The organism is Streptomyces fodineus, from assembly GCF_001735805.1.
GTDB lineage: Bacteria > Actinomycetota > Actinomycetes > Streptomycetales > Streptomycetaceae > Streptomyces > Streptomyces fodineus.
In genome coordinates this window covers 7822530-7844445 of sequence record NZ_CP017248.1, presented here as the reverse complement: position 1 = coordinate 7844445, position 21916 = coordinate 7822530, and the positions used below count along the sequence as shown (strand labels likewise).

General features: G+C 71.9%; 21 protein-coding genes, 7 tRNA genes and 1 pseudogene. 11 read left to right on the top strand and 18 right to left on the bottom strand.

Features of this window, described 5'->3' with window-relative positions; genetic code table 11:
• The first annotated feature begins 139 nt into the window (after positions 1–139).
• Positions 140–1786 carry a hypothetical protein gene (locus tag BFF78_RS33935; RefSeq protein ID WP_069783972.1) on the top strand — a complete coding sequence of 549 codons (1647 nt, stop codon included), beginning with the start codon at positions 140–142 and terminating at the stop codon, positions 1784–1786.
• Positions 1787–1816: 30 nt separating this feature from the next.
• Here the strand turns inward: BFF78_RS33935 and BFF78_RS33930 are convergent, their stop codons facing one another.
• The 4 genes from BFF78_RS33930 to BFF78_RS33915 form a co-directional block, all read right to left on the bottom strand.
• Complete coding sequence (locus tag BFF78_RS33930; RefSeq protein ID WP_069781937.1) at positions 1817–2374, bottom strand: HIT family protein; 558 nt, start codon at positions 2372–2374, stop codon at positions 1817–1819.
• A gap of 73 nt (positions 2375–2447) precedes the next feature.
• A complete protein-coding gene (gene thrS / locus BFF78_RS33925; RefSeq protein WP_069781936.1) occupies positions 2448–4424 on the bottom strand; it encodes a threonine--tRNA ligase in 1977 nt (658 codons plus the stop codon).
• A 121-nt stretch (positions 4425–4545) separates the two neighbouring features.
• Complete coding sequence (locus BFF78_RS33920; RefSeq protein WP_069781935.1) at positions 4546–5778, bottom strand: hypothetical protein; 1233 nt, start codon at positions 5776–5778, stop codon at positions 4546–4548.
• Positions 5775–6341, bottom strand: coding sequence for a DUF4365 domain-containing protein (locus BFF78_RS33915; RefSeq protein ID WP_067046252.1), 567 nt, complete (start codon positions 6339–6341; stop codon positions 5775–5777). Before BFF78_RS33915 ends, BFF78_RS33920 begins: the two co-directional genes overlap by 4 nt.
• A 168-nt stretch (positions 6342–6509) precedes the next feature.
• Between BFF78_RS33915 and BFF78_RS33910 the strand changes: the two genes are divergently transcribed.
• The gene (locus BFF78_RS33910) at positions 6510–7235 is read left to right on the top strand and encodes a 3'-5' exonuclease (protein ID WP_069781934.1); all 726 of its coding nucleotides are present in this window, start codon (positions 6510–6512) and stop codon (positions 7233–7235) included.
• 69 nt (positions 7236–7304) lie between these two features.
• On the opposite strand, the gene BFF78_RS33905 is transcribed toward BFF78_RS33910, so the two are convergent.
• The 6 genes and pseudogenes from BFF78_RS33905 to BFF78_RS33885 form a co-directional block, all read right to left on the bottom strand.
• Positions 7305–7376: transfer RNA gene (locus tag BFF78_RS33905), tRNA-Val, on the bottom strand.
• Positions 7377–7415: 39 nt separating this feature from the next.
• Entirely contained in the window at positions 7416–7862 is a 447-nt protein-coding gene (locus BFF78_RS33900) for an SRPBCC family protein (protein ID WP_069781933.1), read from the bottom strand.
• Positions 7863–8061: 199 nt separating this feature from the next.
• Positions 8062–8421 (bottom strand): annotated as a pseudogene (locus BFF78_RS48565) (extracellular solute-binding protein); the annotation flags it as partial.
• A 109-nt stretch (positions 8422–8530) separates the two neighbouring features.
• Positions 8531–9580 (bottom strand): alpha/beta hydrolase, encoded by a 1050-nt coding sequence (locus BFF78_RS33895; protein WP_079161584.1) that lies wholly within the window; start codon positions 9578–9580, stop codon positions 8531–8533.
• A gap of 1123 nt (positions 9581–10703) precedes the next feature.
• Positions 10704–10775: transfer RNA gene (locus BFF78_RS33890), tRNA-Val, on the bottom strand.
• A 69-nt stretch (positions 10776–10844) separates the two neighbouring features.
• Entirely contained in the window at positions 10845–11321 is a 477-nt protein-coding gene (locus BFF78_RS33885; protein ID WP_069781932.1) for a TIGR02611 family protein, read from the bottom strand.
• Positions 11322–11512: 191 nt separating this feature from the next.
• Here BFF78_RS33885 and BFF78_RS33880 point away from each other — a divergent pair, with 191 nt between their 5' ends.
• Together BFF78_RS33880 and BFF78_RS33875 are read left to right on the top strand one after the other, a co-directional pair.
• Complete coding sequence (locus tag BFF78_RS33880) at positions 11513–11926, top strand: SsgA family sporulation/cell division regulator (protein ID WP_004002642.1); 414 nt, start codon at positions 11513–11515, stop codon at positions 11924–11926.
• 309 nt (positions 11927–12235) lie between these two features.
• A complete protein-coding gene (locus BFF78_RS33875) occupies positions 12236–12796 on the top strand; it encodes a CGNR zinc finger domain-containing protein (RefSeq protein ID WP_069781931.1) in 561 nt (186 codons plus the stop codon).
• A 128-nt stretch (positions 12797–12924) separates the two neighbouring features.
• Here BFF78_RS33875 and BFF78_RS47065 read toward each other — a convergent pair whose 3' ends face one another.
• Together BFF78_RS47065 and BFF78_RS33870 are read right to left on the bottom strand one after the other, a co-directional pair.
• Positions 12925–13077 (bottom strand): hypothetical protein, encoded by a 153-nt coding sequence (locus tag BFF78_RS47065; protein ID WP_165289388.1) that lies wholly within the window; start codon positions 13075–13077, stop codon positions 12925–12927.
• A gap of 197 nt (positions 13078–13274) precedes the next feature.
• Positions 13275–13718, bottom strand: coding sequence for a hypothetical protein (locus BFF78_RS33870; protein WP_069781930.1), 444 nt, complete (start codon positions 13716–13718; stop codon positions 13275–13277).
• A gap of 317 nt (positions 13719–14035) precedes the next feature.
• On the opposite strand from BFF78_RS33870, the gene BFF78_RS33865 reads away from it, so the two are divergent.
• Positions 14036–14560 (top strand): DsbA family protein, encoded by a 525-nt coding sequence (locus BFF78_RS33865; protein ID WP_069781929.1) that lies wholly within the window; start codon positions 14036–14038, stop codon positions 14558–14560.
• A 12-nt stretch (positions 14561–14572) separates the two neighbouring features.
• On the opposite strand, the gene BFF78_RS33860 is transcribed toward BFF78_RS33865, so the two are convergent.
• From BFF78_RS33860 to BFF78_RS33850, 3 genes are read right to left on the bottom strand one after another with little or no spacing between them, the layout of a single operon-like run.
• Entirely contained in the window at positions 14573–15397 is an 825-nt protein-coding gene (locus tag BFF78_RS33860; RefSeq protein WP_069781928.1) for a GNAT family N-acetyltransferase, read from the bottom strand.
• Between the two features lie 52 nt (positions 15398–15449).
• The gene (locus BFF78_RS33855; protein ID WP_069781927.1) at positions 15450–16271 is read right to left on the bottom strand and encodes an aminotransferase class IV; all 822 of its coding nucleotides are present in this window, start codon (positions 16269–16271) and stop codon (positions 15450–15452) included.
• The gene (locus BFF78_RS33850) at positions 16268–17323 is read right to left on the bottom strand and encodes a chorismate-binding protein (protein WP_069781926.1); all 1056 of its coding nucleotides are present in this window, start codon (positions 17321–17323) and stop codon (positions 16268–16270) included. The genes BFF78_RS33855 and BFF78_RS33850 overlap by 4 nt, the downstream gene beginning before the upstream one ends.
• 178 nt (positions 17324–17501) lie before the next feature.
• Between BFF78_RS33850 and BFF78_RS33845 the strand changes: the two genes are divergently transcribed.
• The 5 genes from BFF78_RS33845 to BFF78_RS33825 all read left to right on the top strand — a co-directional run bounded on the left by BFF78_RS33845 (position 17502) and on the right by BFF78_RS33825 (position 17979).
• Positions 17502–17574 (top strand) — tRNA-Gly (locus tag BFF78_RS33845).
• A gap of 38 nt (positions 17575–17612) precedes the next feature.
• A tRNA-Cys gene (locus BFF78_RS33840) sits at positions 17613–17686 on the top strand.
• 1 nt (position 17687) lies between these two features.
• A tRNA-Val gene (locus BFF78_RS33835) sits at positions 17688–17759 on the top strand.
• Between the two features lie 47 nt (positions 17760–17806).
• Positions 17807–17878: transfer RNA gene (locus BFF78_RS33830), tRNA-Val, on the top strand.
• Between the two features lie 29 nt (positions 17879–17907).
• Positions 17908–17979, top strand: a tRNA-Val gene (locus BFF78_RS33825).
• Positions 17980–18040: 61 nt separating this feature from the next.
• Here BFF78_RS33825 and BFF78_RS33820 read toward each other — a convergent pair.
• From BFF78_RS33820 to BFF78_RS47060, 3 genes are all read right to left on the bottom strand, one after another.
• A complete protein-coding gene (locus BFF78_RS33820; protein ID WP_079161583.1) occupies positions 18041–18346 on the bottom strand; it encodes a TFIIB-type zinc ribbon-containing protein in 306 nt (101 codons plus the stop codon).
• A gap of 80 nt (positions 18347–18426) precedes the next feature.
• On the bottom strand, positions 18427–19374 hold the full coding sequence (locus tag BFF78_RS33815; RefSeq protein WP_069781924.1) for a phosphotransferase family protein: 948 nt from the start codon (positions 19372–19374) through the stop codon (positions 18427–18429).
• A 309-nt stretch (positions 19375–19683) separates the two neighbouring features.
• The gene (locus BFF78_RS47060) at positions 19684–19860 is read right to left on the bottom strand and encodes a hypothetical protein (RefSeq protein WP_030343942.1); all 177 of its coding nucleotides are present in this window, start codon (positions 19858–19860) and stop codon (positions 19684–19686) included.
• Positions 19861–20463: 603 nt separating this feature from the next.
• Here BFF78_RS47060 and BFF78_RS33810 point away from each other — a divergent pair.
• Positions 20464–21867, top strand: coding sequence for a serine/threonine-protein kinase (locus BFF78_RS33810; protein WP_069781923.1), 1404 nt, complete (start codon positions 20464–20466; stop codon positions 21865–21867).
• Positions 21868–21916: the final 49 nt, after the last annotated feature.

The window sequence follows — 21916 nt, the reverse complement described above, 5'->3', positions numbered from 1 at the left end:
ACGCTGATCACCTGATCGCGTCGTGCCGCACTCGTCCGGTAGTGGACGGGTAATCGGCACGACGGCCTGTTCAACAGGTGTGCGGAGCGAGGAAGTCGGGAAGGCCGCAGAAGCGACACCGGCGGCGATGGGGGCGGGAATGTCGTTGGGAACGGAGTGGGACGGACCCCAGGTGCCCGTCTCGGGTGACGCGAGTCAGGCGGCGACCGCCGCGCTGGCCTCCGCGGCGTACCGGGACAGCCCGATCGAGGAGATCAAGAAGGCCGACAACGAATGGCATCAGTCGACCGTCAAGGCCGGCCGGATCGCGCTGCTGCGGCCCAACCTCGGTGAGGCCTTCTCGCGGGCCGTGGTCGCCCGGATGCTCGCTCCCGGCCGCAAGCCGCTCATCCAGTCCTTCGGCTCCGAGCCCCAGTTCGTCGTCGAGCACTGCCTCGCGGCCAACAACATCCGCCGTGAGCGCGACAACCGTCTGACGGCCGTGACGCTCCTGTGCGGAGTGCTGTTCCTGCCCGGGCTGATCGCCTGGCTGCTGGTCTTCCAGGTGCGCACGTTCGTCGCCAAGCGCGACGACAAGCGGGCCGGGGCGCTCGCCACCGCGCTGCTCCTCGGTGTCGGTGTGCTCGCCGCGCTCTTCCTGATCAAGATGCCGTTCAACGGCTTCTGGGCGTGGTATGCCCGGGCATGCGTCGTCGTGCCCGTGCTGGGCTGGTTCTGGGCCAAGCAGATCTGCGAGCGCACGGCCAAGGACCTGCGGGCCCGCTGGGACGGCCTGCTGTCGGGGACCAGCGTCGGCGCCAAGGTCCCCGAGGCCGTGCCGCGCGGTCCGAACGAGACCGCTGCGGAGGAGCTGCGCCAGTCGCTGGCCCGGCTCAGCGCCGAGCAGCAGTCCAACTCGGTCTTCTACGCCGGTCCCAAGGGCATACTCGGCATGGGCACCCGCTGGGGCTCCTGGCAGCTCGCCGAGGACCTGGTGCCCGCCGAGGGGACCCGGGAGATCCACCCCTTCCGCAGCTGGGACGTCATACGCGCGATCCACGACCAGCTCGCCCTGCTGGAGCGCGGCCCGCTGAACACCGGCGGGTTCCCCAAGCCGTCCATAAAGCACTGGATCGTCACGCCGATCGGTGAGAAGGCCGCGGAGGTGGCCCGGCCGAAGGGCAGCGACGTCGAGGCCTTCCAGGTCAAGCCGCACGCCATACAGGAGATCTGCAACAAACAGCAGTTCGGCAGCGGCGACCGGCACTACCTGGGGGTGCAGTGGACGCTGTGGGACGGGCAGCTGGTCCTCACCATGCTGATCACGGTGACGGTGCTGCACGAGACGCTGCGGATCGAGGTGACGGGGCATGCGCTGGGCCCGGTGAACTCCCTGTTCACCTCCAAGCCGGAGGCGCCGACCAAGGAGGTCTCCAAGTCCCTCAAGCCCTGGGAGACCCGTACGGTCAAGCTGCCCCTGGTCGGCACCGACGAGGTGGTACGGCTCGCCACGCGTGCCCCGCTGACCTGGTATCCGCCGCTGCTCAACTGGCTCGGCGGCTCACTGGCCCTGCCCGAGCCGTTCGGTCTGCGGCACGCCTGGGCCGACCAGCCGTGGCGGCACCGCTTCATGGCCGACGACGCGCTGCGCGCGGCCACGCCGGTGCTGCGGGTCGTGCACTCGGCGGCGATCCGGGTGCTGGAGGAGAACGGCGTGGACACGGAGAAGTTCGGCATGCGGTCGGGCGTCCTCAGCGGCCTGGTCCAGGATCCGGCGCCGAGGAAGGCCGACCTGTACGACGCGTGAGCGGTGCCCTCGTCAGAGGGCACCCCGGAACTACGCCGGCCAGGCCTCCGCCAGCATCTTCCTGGTGTCGGCCAAGAGCTGCGGCAGCACCTTCGTGTGGCCCACGACCGGCATGAAGTTGGTGTCGCCGCCCCAGCGCGGGACGATGTGCTGGTGCAGGTGGGCGGCGATGCCGGCGCCCGCGACCGTGCCCTGGTTCATGCCGATGTTGAAGCCGTGCGCGCCGGACGCGGTGCGCAGGGCCGTCATCGCCTGCTTGGTCAGCTCGGCCAGCTCGGCGGTCTCCGGCCCGGTCAGCTCGGTGTAGTCGGCCACGTGCCGGTACGGCACGGTCATAAGGTGGCCGCCGTTGTACGGGTAGAGGTTGAGCACGGCGTACACATGCTCACCGCGCCGGATGATCAGTCCGTCCTCGTCGGACTTGGCCGGGATCGAGCAGAAGGGGCAGCCGTCGTCGGCCCCCGGACCGCTCGGCTTGTTCTCGCCCTGGATGTAGGCCATCCGGTGGGGCGTCCACAGGCGCTGGAACGCGTCCTGCGTCCCCACTCCGATCTGCTGCTCCGGCTCACTCGTCATGCTGTGCAGCATATGGCGTCACCCCTGCCGACCGGGAAAGACCCCGGGATCCGCTGTGATCCCAGGGCCTTCCGAGACGGGTGGGTCAGATCTGAACCCGGTCCTCCACGACCTTCGCGATCTTCGCGATGGCCTCGTCGAACGGGATGCCGTTCTCCTGGGAGCCGTCGCGGTAGCGGAAGGAGACGGAACCGCCCGACATGTCCTCGTCGCCCGCGATGACCATGAAGGGCACCTTCTGCTTCTGGGCGTTGCGGATCTTCTTCTGCATACGGTCCGAGGAGGAGTCCACCTCGACGCGCAGCCCCTTCTTCCGGGCCGCGGCGGCGAACTTCTCCAGGTATTCCACGTGGGCGTCGCCGATCGGGATGCCGAGCGCCTGGACCGGGGCCAGCCACGCCGGGAACGCGCCCGCGTAGTGCTCCAGGAGCACCGCGAAGAAACGCTCGATCGAGCCGAAGAGGGCGCGGTGGATCATCACCGGGCGCTGCTTCGAACCGTCCGGGCCCGTGTACTCCAGGTTGAACCGCTCGGGCAGGTTGAAGTCGAGCTGGATGGTCGACATCTGCCAGGTCCGGCCGATCGCGTCCTTGGCCTGGACGGAGATCTTCGGGCCGTAGAACGCGGCGCCGCCCGGGTCCGGGACGAGGGGCAGGCCCTGCTTCTCGGCGACCTGGCGCAGCGTCTCGGTCGCCTCCTCCCAGACCTCGTCGGAGCCGACGAACTTCTCCGGGTCCTTGGTGGACAGCTCCAGGTAGAAGTCGGTCAGGCCGTAGTCGCGCAGCAGGCCGAGGACGAAGGTGAGCGTCTGGTCCAGTTCCTCGGACATCTGCTCACGGGTGCAGTAGATGTGCGCGTCGTCCTGCGTGAAGCCCCGGGCGCGGGTCAGGCCGTGCACGACGCCCGACTTCTCGTACCGGTACACGGTCCCGAACTCGAAGAGGCGCAGCGGCAGTTCGCGGTAGGAGCGGCCGCGCGCGTCGAAGATCAGGTTGTGCATGGGGCAGTTCATGGGCTTGAGGTAGTAGTCCACGCCCTCGTCGAGCTGCATGGGCGGGTACATGCCCTCGGCGTACCAGTCCAGGTGCCCGGACGTCTCGAAGAGCTTCCCCTTCGTCGCGTGCGGGGTGTAGACGAACTCGTAGCCCTCTTCCTCGTGGCGGCGCCGCGAGTAGTCCTCCATGACCCGGCGGACGATGCCGCCCTTGGGGTGGAAGACGGCGAGGCCGGAGCCGATCTGTTCCGGGATGGAGAAGAGGTCCAGCTCGGAGCCGAGCTTGCGGTGGTCGCGCTTCTCGGCCTCGGCGAGGAAGTCCAGGTACCCCTTCAGCTCGTCCTTCGACGGCCAGGCGGTGCCGTAGATGCGCTGGAGCATCGGGTTCTTCTCGCTGCCGCGCCAGTAGGCGGCCGCGTTGCGCATCAGCTTGAACGCCGGGATGAGGCGGGTCGAGGGCAGGTGCGGACCGCGGCAGAGGTCCTTCCAGCACAGCTCGCCGGTCTTGGCGTCCAGGTTGTCGTAGATCGTCAGCTCGCCGGCGCCGACCTCGACGTCCGCGCCGTCGTCGTGCGAGGCCGAGCCCTTGAGGCCGATCAGCTCCAGCTTGTACGGCTCGTCCGCCAGCTCCTCGCGGGCGGCCTCGTCGGTGACCACGCGGCGGGCGAACTTCTGCCCCCGCTTCTGGATCTCCTGCATCTTCTTCTCGATGGCCTTGAGATCCTCGGGCGTGAACGGCTTCTCGACGTCGAAGTCGTAGTAGAAGCCGTCCTTGACGGGCGGGCCGATGCCCAGCTTGGCCTCGGGGAACAGCTCCTGCACGGCCTGCGCCATGACGTGCGCGGTGGAGTGGCGCAGGATGTTCAGGCCGTCCTCGGAGGAGATCTCGACGCCCTCGACGCTCTCGCCGTCCTTGACCTCGTAGGCGAGGTCCTTCAGCTCACCCCCGACACGTGCGGCGATGATCGAGCGCTCGCCGGCGAAGAGGTCGGCGGCCGTAGTGCCCGTCGTCACCACGCGTTCTTCCCGCTCGGAATCGCGTTGGATGATCACACGGACGTCTGACACCGGTCTCTCCTGACTGAAGGTGGATGCGGCGCCATACCGGGAACGCGCGCACAGGCGATCGTACCGACCCCATCGCGCCGACCGCGAAACGGTCACCCACAGTCCCCGTTCGCCTACACGGTCAGTCCTGGTCGCCGTACGATTCGCCGCACGCCTCCTCGAAGAAGTCGAGATTCTCCTGCAGGGACTTCAGCAGCCGGTCCCGCTCGCCCTCGTCGACCTGCACGGGTACGACCCCGGAGGCGCCGGTGAGCCGGCGGAAGCCGCCGCGGCGCTCCAGCCGGCCGTGCACGCGCACCGGGAGGCCGACGAGGTGGGCGTGCCCGGCGATGCGGTAGTCCTCCTCGTCCAGGGTGACGCGGACATGCGGCACCTCGGCGCCCGCGAGGACGCGCAGCCGTACGGTGCCCTCGCCGCCGGGCCCGGAGCGGCGCATCCGGACGACGGCGCCGGTGATGCGGACCGGCACCGAGGGTTCCTCGCGCAGATAGCGGGCGGCGGCCTCGCGCAGGACGGGCAGGTCGCCGGGTGAGAACTCGACGGGTTCGGCGGAGGGGGCGCAGCCTTCCGGGACGGCGGCGCCGGGTGCCCAGGCGACGGCGATCCGGGCGCCCTCGGTGCCCCGGACGAGTGCGGCCAGTGCCTCGGTGAGTTCGCGGCTGACGCCGGCCTCCACGGCGCCGTCGAAGGCGTCCATGCCGCCGGTGGCCCGCTGGTAGTCGATGGCCTCGCGGGCGGCGTACAGCGCCTGGTGGAGGCGGACGGCGAGCGGGCGGCCGGTGGGCGCGGGCACGAAGGCGGTGAGGTGCCGTCCCTCGGTGGCGGGGCCGACGAGGACGTCCTCCAGCAGCGCGGCGGCGGCGCGGCGGTGGCGGGCGCCGTAGTAGCCGGCACGCGCGCGTGTGGCGAGCGCGGCGGCGAGCAGCATCTGCCGGGCGGCGCCGCGCAGTTGCTCGTCGGCCGTCCAGGGCGCGGCGCCGACGGGTCCGCCCGGGGTGTCCCGCCACCAGCGGATCTCGTCGCTGGGTACGGCGAGCGAGATCAGCACCTCGCGGGCGGCGGGCGTCTCGCTGCGGGCGAGGGCGTCGAGGGCCTCGCCGAGCAGGTCGTCGCTGTCGGGGAAGGCCCGGCTCTCCGGCACCAGCAGGCTGGTCCCGCCGCCGCCCGGACCCGGCGGGGTCCAGCGGCCGTAGCGTCCCGGGGCCCCGCCGCGCCGCTGCCAGCCGTGCCGGTGGAGCAGGGCGCCGAGCACGGCGGGGTCGATCCGGGCGGGGTCGGGCGGCCGGGGCCAGCCGAGGTCGTCCGGATGCGGCCGGACCTGGCGTGGCAGTTCCTCGTACGGACGGCTTCTCATGGCCTGCCTCCCGTCCCGACCCGCGTCATGATCTCGCAGAGCGCCCGGTCGTCGAAGATGCGCGAGGTCGGGATCCGCACGGTGGTCCGGTGCCGGCCGGTGACGGGGTGGCCGGCCAGGTTGACCCAGTAGCAGCAGTGCCTGAGGTCGAGCCGGTCGTGGCTGGCGCGCAGCCAGTCGTCCTGGGAGCGCGGGACGAGCATGACGACCAGGATCTTGTGCACCGAGACGGGTGTGCGGGCGAGCTTGCGCAGGTGGTCGTTGTCGAGGGTGAAGGAGAAGGAGCGCCCCGGAGGGTTCGGCGCGACCTGGTACGTGGCCTTCAGCTGCACCTTGATCGTGACCTCGTCGTCGACGGTGTGTCCGGGCGCGCTGTGGCTGACGTGCCAGTCGATGCCGTTGTCCGGGAAGGGCTGGGACAGCGAGCAGCCGGCCGCGGCGGCGACCGCGTGCAGATAGCCGACCTGCAGTGTCTCCATGCAGGCGGTGGTGGCGAGCGTGCCGCGGACGGTGCCCGGGCGATCGGGCAGCAGCCCGCCCCGCTCGGGCTGCGCTATGGCCATGACCAACAGCCTTCCAGGCAATGAGTGTCCCTGCTGCGAGCCGCTGAACTGCAAAGACCCGTACTCCTGTTGTCTCCCTGCGGCGTACGGCGCAAACGGCCCGGGTATCACCAAATGGGCGGAAGACGGAACGTCACCTGCGCTGGGTGAACAAGGAGTTGGGTTGGGATGACGTACTGGTACGAGGGGCCGCTGGCCGCCTTCGACACGGAGACGACGGGCGTGGACGTCGAGACCGACCGGATCGTGTCGGCCGCCGTCGTCGTCCAGGACGCGCCGGGGACCCGGCCCCGGGTTTCCCGCTGGCTGGTGAACCCGGGTGTCCCGGTGCCCGAGGAGGCCACGGCGGTGCACGGGCTGACGGAGGAACACCTGCAGTGCAACGGCCGCTGGCCGGCGCCGGTGATGTACGAGATAGCCGAGCAGCTGGCGGAGCACGCGGCGATGGGCCGCCCGCTGGTGGTGATGAACGCGCCCTTCGATCTCACGTTGCTGGACCGGGAGTTGCGCCGGCACCGGGCGTCCTCGCTGGACCGCTGGTTCCGGGCGGCGCCGCTGCACGTACTGGACCCGCGCGTGCTGGACAAACACCTGGACCGCTACCGCAAGGGCCGCCGCACGCTGACCGACCTGTGCGCGCACTACGACGTGACGCTTCAGGACGCGCACGACGCGGCGGCGGACGCGCTGGCCGCCCTGGACGTCGTACGGGCCCTGGGCCGCCGCTTCGCGACCCGCCTGGAACGCCTGACCCCCGCCGAGCTGCACACCCTCCAGGCCAACTGGCACGCGGCACAGGCCCGCGGCCTCCAGGCCTGGTTCGCGCGCAGCGGCTCGGAGGAGATCGTCCATACGGACTGGCCCCTGCGCCCGGAGCTGCCGGCCGCGGCCTGAGCCGGCTCGGCACGCAGAAGGCCCGGCACGCAGAAGGCCGGCCCGCTGCTGCGGACCGGCCTTTCCCGGTGGGCGATACTGGGTTCGAACCAGTGACCTCTTCGGTGTGAACGAAGCGCTCTCCCACTGAGCTAATCGCCCGGGAACGCACTGAACAATACAGGCCCCGGGGCGGTTCCTTCAAACCGCTTGGAGATGGCGCAGCAGTCCGCGCCGTCCGGACCGCATCATCAGCCGGTGGTTGACCCGGAAGACCGCGCGGCCGGGTACGGCGAACCGGCGCAGCAGTGACTTGTGCACGTCGACGACCTGGTCGTAGCGGGCCAGGGTGCCTGAGCCCTGGGGCGTGACCGTCCAGCGTGCCCAGCCCTCGATGTCGCCGGACATGGTGACCTCCAGGACACCGGCGCCGGGGTCGCGGCGGCTCTGCCGTGCGGTGAAGGTCATGTCGTACGGCAGGAAGGAGCGGATGGTGATCACGCCGGTGTCGGCGTCCAGCCTGGTCACCGAGCGGACCTGCGGCCACCAGCCCGGATAGTCCTCGGGCCGCTCCAGCACCGCGTACACGACGGCCGGCGGAGCGGGCAGGGCCCACAGGCTGCGGAAGCGGTAGTGGTTCCAGTCCATGGCGGGAGTCTGCCCGGCCGGATCGATCTGAGTACGCGTACTCATGCGCCGCGCCGTGGCCCGGGCCACCCTCTTCAGGGAGCGCCGCCGCCCGTGCGACGGCGCTCCCCCGCGCCGGTCAGGGCATCCGGTCGCCGGGCAACGCCAGGTTCTCGATGGCCGCGGGGCCGTAGAGCGCGGTGTCGTTGCTGGAGGCCCGGTAGTCGTCCCAGGCCCATCCCGGGTGCGGCTCGACGCTCGCCTTCCGGAAGACCTTCGGGAATTCCGAGGTGCTTTCCGTCGACCTCGCCGGCTTACGTCACTGTGTCGCAGAAGTGATACAGCGTCAGATTGCCTGCCTGAAGTTCTGACTCGAGGTCGAGAAGAATTCCTCGCTTGTCGTACTTCCGGAGAAAGGTGACGGCATTTTGGAAAACATCCGGTGGATTTCCGCCGACGGCCTGGGTCCGGAACTTCTTGGCCCGTCCCTCGCACCCCACCATGAGTAACGGATCGTCACCGTCCCGTCCCCGGAACCGCTTCCGCCTCCGCACCCGACGGCCCCGGGGTCGTCGATGATTCGGACAGGATTTTCTTTCGGGCGGCGTGGGGCAGGGTCGGTCTGGCCGCTGTCTTCGCAAGTGAGGGATGCGCGCGACGGGCCGAACGGAAGGGGCGGGCGGGAAGCGTCAGTCGGGCAGGGCGGCGAGCCAGTCGACGAGGATCCGGTTCGTCTCCTCCGGGCGCTCCTGCTGGACGAAGTGGCCGCAGCCGTCGAGGATGTGCGAGCCGAGCAGGCCGGGCAGGGTCTCGGGGTACGCCTTGACCGCGTCGGCGAGCCAGGCCAGCGAGGCGTCCAGGGCGCCGCCGACGAACAGCGAGGGCTGCGTGATCGGCGCGCCCGCGTGAGCGGCCAGGTCCGCCCAGTCCCGGTCCATGTTGCGGTAACGGTTCAGCGCCCCCGTCATCCCGGTCCGCTCGAACTCCCCGGCCAGGAAGCCGAGGTCGTCCTCGCCCAGCCAGGCCGGCAGCGGGCCAGTGGGGAAACGTTCGCGCAGGGTGCCGCCGCGGCTCACGAAGTGCGGGTCGGGGGCGCCGGGGGCGGGCATCGTGTCCGCGGACAGAGCGGCGTAGAAGCCCGCGAGCCAGCCGCGCACATCGGGCTCGATCTCCGCCTCGGCGCGGCCCGGCCGCTGGAAGTAGGAGACGTAGAACTCCTCGTCCCCGCCCATCCGCGCGAAGACCTCGCTGGGCCGCGGGCCGCCGGGCGGGCTGTACGGCACACCCAGCAGACCCACGGCACGGAACACATCGGGCCTGGTCAGTGCGGAGGTGGCGGCGATCGTGGCGCCCCAGTCGTGCCCGACGACCACGGCGGACTCCTCCCCCAGGGCCTGCACCACGGCGACGTTGTCCTCGACCAGGTCGAGCATCCGGTACGCCTCCACGGCCGCCGGCCTGGACGAACGGCCGTAGCCCCGGACGTCGAGGGCCACGGCGCGGTAGCCGGCGGCGGCCAGGGCGGGCAACTGGTGCCGCCAGGAGTACCAGGACTCCGGGAACCCGTGCACCAACAGCACCAGGGGGCCACGACCCTGCTCGACGAGGTGCGTGCGTCCGGCTGGGGTGGGGAGGAGGTGGGGAGTGAGGGTGGAGGTGGGATTGGCGGTGGCGGCGGGGGTGAGGCCCGGAGCTGCGTCGGTGGCGGGGCCGGGCGCAGGGGCGGGGTTCTCGGGCATGAGGCCTCCTAGGGCGCTAGCGGGCTGGGAGCGCTGATGTGTGGGCGGCTGGGAGAGGTGGTGCGGGAGGGGATGCGCTGGTGGGGAGGGGTGGGGTGCGGGGATGTGGGTTCGGGGGTGTGCGGAGAACTGCGGGCTGTGGTCCGGCGGTAGGCGTGAAGGGCAGCCAGCTGGCGGTCCGGGGGCGGCGTTGCGGGACATCCCGGCTGGCGGTGCGGGGTGGGCGTTGTGGGGTCGGTGGGACGGCGGTCAGGGGGCGGTTTGGGCAGCGGCTGCCGGTCCCGGAGTGCCCGTAGGCGCAGCGAGCTGTGGCCGGTCGATGCATCGGTGCGTCGAGCCGCTCGTCAGCTGGGCTGTTCCTGCTTCTCTGCTGGTCGGGCTGGTGCATGGGATGCGGGCGGCGGGCACTATGTGGCTGCCGGTCTGGCAGCGACCGGGCGACAGTGCCGGTCGTGTCGGTGCCGGTGTCCACGATGTTGCGGCGGGCGGCCCGGTGCGCACGAGGGATGTTGCTGATCCGGCAAAAGACGTCGGCCGCTCACCGGTCTCGGCGCAAGGAACCGGCAGGCCGCGGACGCACACACGAGAAGTGCTCGAATGCGTGGACGATACGGCGGCGTCCGGAATGCCGGCCTCGGCGCCCCGGTCGCGCTCACCATCGCGCCGCCCCGCCGCGCTCCCCCGAGCCGCCCGTCGTACCCACCGGAGCCGCCCCGCCACGCGCCACGCCGAGCCGCCCCACCCAGCTCGCCTCGGACGCCGGTCGTACCCACCGGAGCCGCCCCCCTCACACGGCGCCTCCCCACCGCGCCCCCCACAGGGCCACCCCATGGCGCGCACGCGAGGCCGCCACACCGGACCGCCCCACCGCGCTCACGTGAGGCCACCCCGCCGCAGCCACTCGTCGTACCCACCGGAGCCGCCCCACCCAGCTCACCCCAGGCCACCCGTCATACACGCCAGAGCTGGCCCGCCGCGGTCACCCCAGGCCACTCGTCGTACCCGCCAGAGCCGGCCCACCGCGCTCACCCCAAGCGACCCGTCGTACCCGTCAGAGCCCGCCCGGTGAGGTACATACGCCAACGGCCCACCTGCTCTCTCGCAGGTGGGCCGTTGGGCCGGGTGGGCGATACTGGGTTCGAACCAGTGACCTCTTCGGTGTGAACGAAGCGCTCTCCCACTGAGCTAATCGCCCGGGCGCAGGAAGAACATTACCCCATGTCAGGGGTGCTTCCGACCAGGGGCCGGGACCGCGGACGGCGGGTCACTGGTGTTTGATCTTCCACGGCATGACGAGGCCGAACTCCCACACGTAGATCCCGGCCAGCACGGCCACGATCACCAGTCCGATCACGGTAAGTGTGATGTTGCGGCGGCGCACCTCGGGGTCGAGGGCCCGCTGGGCCGCCTCGGTGACCTTGCGCTTGGTCCAGCGCAGGACCAGCTGGGCCCAGACGAACTCGGTCGCCCAGATCGCCATGCCGCCGAAGATCACCACCCAGCCGGGTCCGGGCAGCGGCAGCATGATGACGCCGGCGACGACGACCGCGAGGCCGACCGCGAAGACGCCGGCCTGCCAGCCGAGGTGCAGCAGACGGCGGGCCCTGATGAATTCCGGCGCCCGGGAGCCGAGCCCGGCCCTGCCCTGGGACCGGGCGTCCGGCCCGGCCTCGCGTCGGTCCGGGTGCGCCCAGTCCGCCGTCACGGCGACCTCGCCCGGCTCGTCACTCCCCGTATTCATACAGACAAACCCTACCGGAGTGAATCCGGTCACCGGAATGGTCGTAGATCCCGTACGAGTTCTCGGCCGGAAGAGTTACGTAAAGACACGCAAAACCCTCAGAGGGGTTTACAACGGCATCGTAGGTGGCATGTCGATTTCGCCGACGTGCGAATCCCCGAGCGCACACTGAGCGAAAGGCCCTGGCGCTTATGAACACCACGGTCAGCTGCGAGCTGCACCTGCGCCTCGTTGTGTCGAGCGAGTCCTCCCTGCCTGTCCCCGCAGGCCTGCGGTACGACACGGCCGACCCCTACGCCGTGCACGCCACCTTCCACACCGGAGCCGAGGAGACCGTCGAGTGGGTGTTCGCCCGTGACCTCCTCGCCGAGGGGCTTCATCGCCCCACCGGCACCGGCGACGTCCGCGTCTGGCCATCCCGCAGTCATGGTCAGGGCGTCGTGTGCATCGCCCTCAGCTCCCCGGAGGGGGAGGCGCTGCTCGAGGCCCCGGCGCGGGCATTGGAGTCCTTCCTGAAGCGAACCGACGCCGCCGTGCCGCCCGGCACGGAACACCGGCACTTCGATCTGGATCAGGAGCTCTCGCACATCCTGGCGGAGAGCTAGGTCGCGGCCCCCGAAAGCAGCCCGGCGCCGTCCACTCGGGGAGACGGCTCGGGCCAAGACAACCGCATACGGCACAGCCCGGCGCCGTCACCGTGAGCGTTTCGCGGGACGGCGCCGACCTGTGCCCGCACCCGTCCGCCCGGCGGGCGTGACCTGTGCGGGCTGCCGCGGCGCGGGAACCGCCTCGGGCGTGGTGGCGTTGTACGGGCAACCGAGGTCGGGCGGAGGACGGTGCGGCGGGCGGGGATGTCGCTACCATCGGCCAGCATCGGCGGGCGTCCGCCCGACCCTCAGGCCAGGGAGCAAAACGTGCTGATCACCCACGACACCCGGTGCGCCCTCGACACCGTGGTGGATCTGGTGAACACCGCGCCGGAGGACGACGCGGCGGCCGACGGGCTGCCCGATGTCCCGGCTCTCGCGGATTTCGTACGAAACCACGAGATCAGCGATGTCGGTGTGCTGGCCGAGTTCGACCTCTCGGCGGTGCGCAGCATCCGGGGGCGCTTCGCGGCGATCTTCGCGGCGCCGGACGCCCGTACCGCCGCCGTGCTGATCAACGATCTGGTCGCCGCGGCGGGCACCACCCCGCGCCTGACGGACCACGACGGCTACGACTGGCATGTGCACTACTTCGCACCGGGGGCCTCCGTCGCCGACCATCTGGCCGCCGACGGCGGGATGGCGCTCGCCTTCTTCGTGGTCGCCGGGGAGCAGGAGCGGCTGCGGCGCTGCGAGGCGCCGGACTGCCGGCGCGCCTTCGTCGACCTCTCCCGCAACCGCTCGCGCCGCTACTGCGACAGCCGCACCTGCGGCAACCGGCTGCATGTCGCCGCGTACCGGGCCCGCCGGAAGGAGGCGACGGGCTGACCGGACACCGGGTGATCACGTCTCAGGCGGGTGGCGTCGGCCGGTAGCTCGGCAGGCCGCTCGTACGGCGCGCCGGGGCTCGGGCGACGTCGGTCCCGGCGGGTGGCGCCGGGACGGACGTGTACGGCTCACAGCAACAGCAGGTCGTGCAGCGCAGCCATGAGGAGCAGACACCCGATCACCGCAAGGAAGATCATCAGCGGTGGCTGGGATAGGGCGAAGAGGCACCCGCGCGGCTCGTCCTTCGGCGGCGCGGCCTCGCTCTGTCTCGTGTCCAGCATCTCGCGGCAGATCATGGCGCAGGACAGGCCCTGTGCGCGATCAACCTGCCCGCGGTATGCGAGAGTTGCCGCATTCCGCACCGTCTCGCCCGACTTGCTTCGGGTTGTGAACGGTTCCGGACGTCCGCGCGACTCTCTGTGTCGTTTCAGCCCGAGGGCACCCGGGAGGTCGTGACGTCAGCGGTGGCATGCGGTCGTCATATGCCGTGCTTCTTGAGGATGGCCTCGATGTCGCTGAAGTCGTCGGCGGAGCCCTTGGCTCGGGGCGCGGTGGCGGGCCCGGTCGCAGGGCGGGTGCCCGCGCCCAGGGAGGGTGCGGAGGCCCCCGGGGCCACGGCCTCGGCCCGGTCGCCGCGCGCCGCCTTGCGCTCGGCGCGGGTGCCGCCGCGCCGGCGTTCTACCGCACGGGTGCCCGCGAACAGGAGCCAGGCGGCGCCCAGCACCCCGAAGCCCGCCCAGGCGGTGGGGCTGAAGGCGGTGTCGGCGAGCCAGCCGACGACCCCGGTCATCACCAGGCCGACCGGCACCAGCGAGTAGGCCGCGATGCGGGCCGCCGCGAGGAAACGCTTGCGGTAGGCCGTGACCACCGCGATGCCCAGGCCCGCCGCGGACACGGCGGAGCAGACGGTCTCGGCAATCATCCGGTCCTCCTGGCGGGCTGGGTCGGGTGGAATGAGTGGGAGTAGGGAGAGTGCACACGCGGCGGACACCGCATGCCGGCACGGCACGCCGCCCCGTCCCCTCCATCCTGCACCGCCTCGTCCCCGCGATGCCACGCCCCCGCGGGACATCAGGGACATCTCCGGGTCGTCTCCTACTGGAGTGCCGGTGCGGTGCCGCACCCGGACCACCCGCACCCGCACCCGCACCCGCACCCGCGCCTGCGCCTGCGGCCAGAGCGCCGCACCCGCGCCGTCCCGATTGGGTAGCCCGCGTCCGGCCTGGAAGACTGGTCGGCATGAGCGACTCCTCCCCCGCACGCACCGACGCCCTCGTTCTCGACGTCTGGTGCGAACTGCAGTGCCCCGACTGCCGCACCGCCCTCGACGACGTCCGCGCCCTGCGCGCCCGCTACGGCGACCGGCTGGAGCTGCGGCTGCGGCACTTCCCGCTGGAGAAGCACAAGCACGCCTTCGCCGCCGCGCAGGCCGCCGAGGAGGCGCTGGAGCAGGGCAAGGGCTGGCCGTACGTGGAGGCCGTGCTGGAGCGGGTCGAGGAGCTGGACCGTGCGGGAGAACCCTTCCTGGTCGAGGCGGCCCGTGAACTCGGCCTGGACGCCGAGGAGTTCGACACCGCGCTGATCGACGGCCGGCACATCCTGATCGTGGACGCCGACCAGGCCGAGGGCAAGGCGATCGGCGTGACCGGCACCCCGACGTATGTCATCGGCGGCGAACGCCTCGACGGCGGCAAGAGCCAGGAGGGGCTGCGCGAGCGCATCGAGGAGATCGCCGATCGGCTGCTGGGCGAGCGTGACGCCTGAGCCCGCGGGCGTCTACAGAAGGGGCTTGGACAGGGCGTGGTCCGTGGTCTCGTAGCCGAGTGACTCGTACAGCCGCTCGGCCGGGGTGTTGCCCGCGTGCACGTTGAGGCCGAGGACCGGCCGGCCGGCCTCGATCGCCTGGCGCTCGGCCAGCAGCATGAGCGTGCGCCCGTGCCCCCGGCCGCGGTGGGCCGCGTCGGCCTTGACGTCGAACACATACGCGCTGCCGTCCCGCAGGGCCACCCACAGCGTGCCCACCCGGGCCCCTTCGTGCTCCAGGACGCTGAAGAGCATGCCCGCGCTCGCGAGCCCGTGCGGCAGCAGCCTCTCGTGGTCACGGCGGGCCTTGGCACGCGCCGCGGCCTCGGGGACACCGCGCTCGATCCACAGGCGCGCGTACTCCTCGCTCTCGTACGCGTGCCACGCGTCGAACTCGGCCTCGGTCATGCGCCGCGCGCCGCTGCCCGGCGGCAGCTCGGGCGGGGTGGTGTCTAGGCGCTTTTCCATGCCGCGGTTGCGCAGGGTGTAGCCGAGGGCGCCGAACAGGCGCAGGGCGATGTCCGCCGAGGCCGGGACGAGGGTCTCGATCTGTGTGCAGCCCCAGCCGCGCGCCACCTCCTCGGCGGCCAGCGCGGCGACCGTGCCCCGGCCGCGCCGCCGGTCGGGCTCGTCGATCCGCAGGTCGATCACGCGGGCCACCGAGTCGCCGAAGGACGGCGAGGTGCCGAGGTGGATCTCGCCGACGGGACGGCTGTTCACGCACACCTGGAACCGGCGGGAACGGGTGCCGTCGGGATGCTGCTGGAGCGGCTCGGCCGGCCGCAGGGTCGTGGTCATCAGGGGTGTTCTACCCGTCTAGAAGACTCACGTCAGCCTGTTTCCGCGCCCGTTACGGGTCCAGGTCCTGCCCGGCCCGCTCGTCGAAGATCCGCATGGCCTTGGCGGTCACCGGGCCCGGGGCCCCGGCCAGCTCGACGTCGTCGACCCGGTGCACGGCCTGGACGTCCCGCAGGGTCGAGGTGAGGAAGACCTCGTCGGCGCGGTCCAGGACGTCCAGCGGCAGGTCGGTCTCCTTGGCTCCCGTCCACTCGACCGTCAGCGCCCGGGTGATGCCGGGGAGGCAGCCGGAGGCGACCGGCGGGGTGTGGATCTCGCCGTCCAGGACGACGAAGACGTTCGACCCGGTGCCCTCGCAGAGCCGTCCGACCGTGTTGCCGAACAGCGCCTCGGAGGCGCCGTGTTCATGGGCGCGGGCGAGGGCCACGACGTTCTCGGCGTACGAGGTGGTCTTCAGGCCGGTGAGGGCGCCGCGCTCGTTGCGGGTCCACGGGACGGTGATCACGGCGGTGGTGTCCGGGCGGCGGGTGGTCTCGCCGACGGCGACCACGAGGGTCGGGCCGTGCTCGCCGCGGTCGGAGCCGAGCGGGCCGTGACCGCCGGTGTAGGTGATCCGCAGCCGGCCGAGCGGCATCGGGTTGGCCGCCAGGACGGCCGTACACGCCTCGCGGATCTCGTCGTGGTCGGGGTCGGGCAGGCCGAGGCCCCGGGCGGAACGGGTCAGGCGGTCCAGGTGGCGGGTGAGCGCGAACGGCCTGCCGCCGACCGCCTTCACCGTCTCGAAGATGCCGTCACCGACGGTGAGTCCGTGATCGAAGACGGAGACTCGGGCGGACTCCGGGTCCCGCAGCTCTCCGTCCAGCCAGATCCTCATGCGAACACCCTTCCATTCGCCTCGTACGCCCCCGACGCTACCGCGAGCAGCCGGGACGCCTTCAGCTCGGTCTCCCGCCACTCCCCCTCGGGGTCCGATCCCCAGGTGATGCCGGCGCCGGTGCCGAATCGAAGCGCGCCCTCGGCGCGGTCGATCCAGAAGGTGCGGATGCCCACGGCCAGCTCGCCCACGCCCCGGTCGGCGTCGACCCAGCCGATGCCGCCGCAGTACGGCCCGCGCGGGGCGGGCTCCAGGGCCTCGATGATCGTGAGGGCGCTCGACTTCGGCGCGCCGGTCACCGAACCGGGCGGGAAGGCGGCCGTGAGGAGTTCCGGCCACCCGGCCCCGTCGCGCAGCTCGCCGCGGACGGTGGAGACCAGGTGGACCAGGCCGGGGTGCTTCTCCACGGCGCACAGGTCGGGGACGGTCACGCTGCCCGTCGTACAGACACGCCCGAGGTCGTTGCGGACCAGGTCCACGATCATGACGTTCTCGGCGTAGTCCTTCTCCAGGAGGTCCGCCTCCGTGCGTCCGGTGCCCTTGATGGGTCCCGACTCCACGACACGCCCGTCCCGGCGCAGGAAGAGCTCGGGCGAGGCGGTGGCGATCTCCACGCCGTGTTCCGGCAGCCGGATCGTTCCGGCGTACGGCGCCGGGTTGCCGCGGGCCAGCAGGGCGGTCAGGGCGTCCACGTCGGCGTCCGCGGCGACCGGCGCGCCGAGCACCCGGCAGAGATTGGCCTGGTAGACCTCGCCGGCCGCGATGTGCTCGCGTATCCGGCGGACGGCCGCCGTGTACGCGGCCCGGTCCAGGGAGGAGGTCCAGTCACCCAGCGCCGGTCCCCGCCAGCCGCCCGGCACCGGGGCGGGCACCGGCTCCTTGCGTACGTCCGCGAAGCGGGCGCACGTCAGCCGGCCCTCGAAGTCGGCGCAGACGGCCCAGAAGCCCGTGGAGTCCAGGGCAGCGGGATCGCTGGTGACGTCGAGCAGGCCGGTGGCGACGCGGTCGCCGAAGCGGGCGAGGGGAGGGAGGCCGGAAGGGTGGTGAAGCACGTGGTCGAGTCTAGGTCGGGTGTCCGACGGGTGGCTCCGGGATGTCCCGGAGGGAGCCCTGACCACGGGGTCCGCCGGGGGCAGCGGCACACGCTGCGCAAACGCGTTTTTGTACTGGCCCGGGAATCCGCTAGAGTTCAACACGTCGCCGGGCCGCGGAAGCGGATCGAAACGACAAGCGGACGTAGCTCAGTTGGTAGAGCGCAACCTTGCCAAGGTTGAGGTCGCGAGTTCGAGCCTCGTCGTCCGCTCGAAGGAAGAAGGGGTCTTCCCGATCCCCTACACTCCTGGTGGAGTGGCCGAGAGGCGAGGCAACGGCCTGCAAAGCCGTCTACACGGGTTCAAATCCCGTCTCCACCTCCAAGGACGATTAGCTCAGCGGGAGAGCGCTTCCCTGACACGGAAGAGGTCACTGGTTCAATCCCAGTATCGTCCACTGGATCTTCTCCCAAGATCCACGGGTCTTCGCCAAGATCCCCACCCGCGCGATTAGCTCAGCGGGAGAGCGCTTCCCTGACACGGAAGAGGTCACTGGTTCAATCCCAGTATCGCGCACCGACTGTGACCCCCGGGTCACAGCCTTCGGACGATTAGCTCAGCGGGAGAGCGCTTCCCTGACACGGAAGAGGTCACTGGTTCAATCCCAGTATCGTCCACACCACAAGGAGCCCCCGGCCGTCTCGTACGGCCGGGGGCTTCTTCGTGCGCCCAGCCGGATCAGCTGGAGAAGAGCATGTGAGCCCAGCTCTTGTGGCCATGGTGACCGTGGTGGCCGTAGTGCTCGTGACCACCGTGGTGACCGCCGTGGTGGCCGCCGTGCGGGGCGCCCCAGGCGGGCGCGGGCGGGGCCGGGTACGACTGCGGGGCCGGCGGGACGGACCTGGACCACTGGGCCTCCAGCTGCGTCAGCGCCTCCAGCTCGCCGTAGTCGAGAAAGATGCCGCGGCAGCCGCTGCACTGCTCGATCTGGACGCCGTTGCGGTTGTAGGTGTGCATCGGCGCATGGCACTTCGGACAATGCATCGTCGGCTCAACTCCTCGCCGGTCGGTCCTGCTTCGGATCCCCCCAGGACAGACTCCGTCCAGCCCGGGACGGTTGCAGCCTAGTCCGTGACCCCGGGCGCCAACTGGTGTGGAATCGGGGCCATTCGGGCACATGCGTCGACGATGGCCTGTTCCACCTCGTCCAGCGGACGGCCGGCCGCGACCGCCTTGGTGACGGCGAGGGCGGCCGTCTGCACGGTCAGCGCGCGGGCCGGGACGTCCAGGACGGGCCAGGGGTCACCGGCCGCGGGTACGGCCGGGCCGCCGGCCCGCTGGTACGCGCCGAGGAAACGGGTCCACTCGTCGGGCGGGAGGAGCCCGCAGGCGTACCAGGCGGCGGGACGGGCCAGGTCCCAGGCCGGGACGCCGGTTCCCAGGTCGTCGACGTCGATCAGCCGCCAGGGGCCGTCCGGTGCCGGGTGCCGGACGAGCTGGCCGAGGTGCAGGTCGCCGTGGCAGAGGGCGGGGGCGCCGGGCATGGGGGCCTCGGCGCGGGCCCAGGCGGGGAGGGCGGCCCAGGCGGCGAGGACGGGGACGGCCGCCGCCCGGGGTTCGGTGCGCAGGGCAGCGTGGAGCCGGGCGACGGCCCGGGCGGCCTTGGCGGGACCGCGCATCGCAGGCAGGCCGTCGGGCGGGGGCGTGCGGTGCAGGCGGGCGAGGAGGGTGGCGGTGGCCTCCCAGGGGGCCGCGTCCGGGGCGTCGGGGTCCACGGGGGTGCCGTACGGCCAGAAGGTCACCAGGCGGTCCCGCAACGGAGTGGGGGCCGGGGCGAGCGGGGGCAGGAGCACGTCCGGGAGACGGGCGGCGGTGGCCAGGCGGAGGGTCAGCTCGGCGGGGTCCGTGCCCGGGGCGTGGGCCTTGGCGACGGTGCCGGCGTGCCGTACGACGGTGGCGTCCGGGCGGTCGGCGAGGGGGCCGCAGGTGCCGGTGCAGGTGCAGGGGCCTTCGGCGTTGTCCGGGTGGGCGGCGGCTCTGACCTCTGCGGTGAGCGCGGGGAGGAGGGTCAAGGGGGCCTCTGGGGTCGCGGGGCTGAGGGTGAGCGTACGACGGCTTCGGGGGGGTCGCTCGGCTGCTGCCCGGAACTCGCGCCGGGCGGGGGCGGGTCTCGCCGGCCCGCGCCGGCGGGGTGCCACTTCGAAGGCGGCCGCGCCCGGAATGCGTACCCGCAGGCTCGCGGTCGCCCCGTAAACGGCGCAATGCCGGCGCAGCTCCCCAGCTGCGCCGGCATTTGTGCCGTCCGCCGCACCCCCGTCCCCACGGGGTTTCCTGGATGGATGTCCCCGCCCGGACCGCTCTTCCGGGCCTGGGGTCGCCGCTCAGCGCCCCAGCATCGCACCCACGGACGACGCCTGTGTGGCCACCGTCTCCCAGCCGTCGAAGACGAGCAGGAGCAGGGCCGCCAGGGGAAGGGCCATGAGCGTCGCCACCAGGGGGTGGCGGCGGCCCGTCCGGCGGGGTGCGAACGCGGGACGTCGCGGTGCCGTGTGGGCCATGGTCCCTCTCCTGACCGTGTCGGTTGTCGTCGGCAGCGGCGGGTGTCTGACCTCGGGGGACGAGTGCTGCACCCGCCGCTTGACCTCAAATCTAGGCACGGGGCCGGTCCCGGGCGTCATGCCTTCGTACCGATTGCCGGGCCTCCCCGAGGATGAGCCATGACCTGGGACGTACTCCCCTGGGTGGAGACACGGCTCAGGGTCTCGGGGTCTTCCCGGAGGGGTCGCCCACTGTGTCCGGTCATTTCCGAAGCGTCCGATGGGCTGGGAGGAGTGACTTCGATCACTTCGACCGGGGGTGGAGCATGTGCTGCGGCCGGTTCGTGATCCGTTCCCTGCCCTGTCCCCCGGCCGGTCCCCGGTGGGGGTGGAGGGGGTGCGCGGACCGGCACCACCTGCCGCGACGAACCGTCAACGCCCCTGCGCTCAGCATCGGTTGGGTCCACGTCTTGCTCAATGTCCCGGAAGCGGCCGACTTCCTGACCGTGTTTCACCTGGTATCGACCGCCCGCACAATCCGTCCGGGGCGGAGGGCGCGGCCTCTGCGCGCAGGCGGCCGTGGAAACGTAAGCTGTGCCACGTCACAGGGACCGGGCAGCGGGGATGAACATGGCGATGATGCGCCTGAGGCGCGAGGACCCGCGCGTCGTCGGCTCGTTCAGGCTTCACCGACGGCTCGGCGCGGGCGGGATGGGCGTGGTCTACCTCGGCTCCGACAAGAAGGGGCAGCGGGTCGCGCTGAAGGTGATCCGGCCCGACCTGGCGGAGGATCAGGAATTCCGGTCGCGGTTCGCGCGTGAGGTCTCCGCCGCCCGGCGGATCAGGGGCGGCTGTACCGCCCGGCTGGTGGCAGCCGACCTGGAGGCCGAGCGGCCCTGGTTCGCCACACAGTACGTGCCCGGGCCGTCCCTGCACGACAAGGTCGCCGACGAGGGCCCGCTCGGCGCGGCCGACGCCGCATCGATCGGCGCGGCGCTGTCCGAGGGCCTGGTCGCCGTGCACGAGGCCGGTGTGGTCCACCGGGACCTCAAGCCCTCCAACATCCTGCTGTCCCCGAAGGGGCCGCGGATCATCGACTTCGGCATCGCCTGGGCCACCGGCGCCTCCACGCTCACCCACGTCGGTACGGCGGTCGGTTCGCCCGGCTTCCTCGCGCCCGAACAGGTGCGCGGCGCGGCCGTCACCCCGGCGACGGACGTCTTCTCCCTGGGTGCCACCCTCGCCTACGCCTCCACCGGCGACTCGCCCTTCGGGCACGGCAGTTCCGAGGTGATGCTGTACCGGGTGGTGCACGAGGAAGCGCAGCTGCACGGCGTACCGGACGCGCTCGCCCCGCTGGTGCGGGCCTGCCTGGCGAAGGACCCCGACGACCGGCCCAGCACGCTGCAGCTGTCGCTGCGGCTGAAGGAGATCGCCGCGCGTGAGGCACAGGGGCTGGCCGACGTACGGCCGCCCGCGCCGCGCGCCGCGGAGGCGGACCGGCCCACCGGGCGGCTCGTCGACACCTACCCCGAGCAGCAGCGCACCCAGCGGCGCACCTCCCCCGGCACGCCGGTGCCGCGCGGCAGCGCCCCCTCCCGGAGCGGTGTCCCGGCGCGCGGCGGTGCCGGCAACGGCCCGCGCGGCAACGGTACGGGTGTCCCCGCGCGGCCTGGCTCGGCACGCCCGACCCCGGTGCCGCGCGCCGGCGGCCCGCGCTCGGGCAGCGGAAAGCGTCCCGCCGGGCGCAACGCCTCCGGGCGGCCGGCGCAGCGTACGACGGGCACCGGGCTGCGGCCGGCCAATCCCCGGCTGCTGCGCCAGCGGCTCTTCGTGTTCGTCGTGGTGACGCTGCTCGTGGCCCTCGGCATCGCGGTGGCCCAGGGCTGCCAGGGCCCGGCACGCGGGCTCGGCGACGACAGCGGCCGGCACCAGCAGCACGCCCAGCCGAGCCCCCTGACCACGGATGCCGACCAGCCGGCGTCCCATGGGTACGAGTCACCGCCGAGCCAGGACTTCGGGAAGTGACCGACGCCCCGGGGGCAGCCGGGGCGTCAAGGGCTCACGCCTCGGGCAC

Excerpts from the sequence above, each read along its gene's own strand:
- BFF78_RS33860 (WP_069781928.1), bottom strand. The coding sequence starts at position 15,397 with ATGACCACGACCCTGCGGCCGGCCGAGCCGCTCCAGCAGCATCCCGAC.
- BFF78_RS33930 (WP_069781937.1), bottom strand. The coding sequence starts at position 2,374 with ATGCTGCACAGCATGACGAGTGAGCCGGAGCAGCAGATCGGAGTGGGG.
- BFF78_RS47060 (WP_030343942.1), bottom strand. The coding sequence starts at position 19,860 with ATGGCCCACACGGCACCGCGACGTCCCGCGTTCGCACCCCGCCGGACG.
- BFF78_RS33880 (WP_004002642.1), top strand. The coding sequence starts at position 11,513 with ATGAACACCACGGTCAGCTGCGAGCTGCACCTGCGCCTCGTTGTGTCG.
- BFF78_RS33910 (WP_069781934.1), top strand. The coding sequence starts at position 6,510 with ATGACGTACTGGTACGAGGGGCCGCTGGCCGCCTTCGACACGGAGACG.
- BFF78_RS33915 (WP_067046252.1), bottom strand. The coding sequence starts at position 6,341 with ATGGCCATAGCGCAGCCCGAGCGGGGCGGGCTGCTGCCCGATCGCCCG.
- BFF78_RS47065 (WP_165289388.1), bottom strand. The coding sequence starts at position 13,077 with ATGCTGGACACGAGACAGAGCGAGGCCGCGCCGCCGAAGGACGAGCCG.
- BFF78_RS33865 (WP_069781929.1), top strand. The coding sequence starts at position 14,036 with ATGAGCGACTCCTCCCCCGCACGCACCGACGCCCTCGTTCTCGACGTC.
- BFF78_RS33885 (WP_069781932.1), bottom strand. The coding sequence starts at position 11,321 with ATGAATACGGGGAGTGACGAGCCGGGCGAGGTCGCCGTGACGGCGGAC.
- BFF78_RS33920 (WP_069781935.1), bottom strand. The coding sequence starts at position 5,778 with ATGAGAAGCCGTCCGTACGAGGAACTGCCACGCCAGGTCCGGCCGCAT.
- BFF78_RS33870 (WP_069781930.1), bottom strand. The coding sequence starts at position 13,718 with ATGATTGCCGAGACCGTCTGCTCCGCCGTGTCCGCGGCGGGCCTGGGC.
- BFF78_RS33895 (WP_079161584.1), bottom strand. The coding sequence starts at position 9,580 with ATGCCCGAGAACCCCGCCCCTGCGCCCGGCCCCGCCACCGACGCAGCT.
- BFF78_RS33810 (WP_069781923.1), top strand. The coding sequence starts at position 20,464 with ATGAACATGGCGATGATGCGCCTGAGGCGCGAGGACCCGCGCGTCGTC.
- BFF78_RS33820 (WP_079161583.1), bottom strand. The coding sequence starts at position 18,346 with ATGCATTGTCCGAAGTGCCATGCGCCGATGCACACCTACAACCGCAAC.
- BFF78_RS33855 (WP_069781927.1), bottom strand. The coding sequence starts at position 16,271 with ATGAGGATCTGGCTGGACGGAGAGCTGCGGGACCCGGAGTCCGCCCGA.
- BFF78_RS33900 (WP_069781933.1), bottom strand. The coding sequence starts at position 7,862 with ATGGACTGGAACCACTACCGCTTCCGCAGCCTGTGGGCCCTGCCCGCT.
- BFF78_RS33935 (WP_069783972.1), top strand. The coding sequence starts at position 140 with ATGTCGTTGGGAACGGAGTGGGACGGACCCCAGGTGCCCGTCTCGGGT.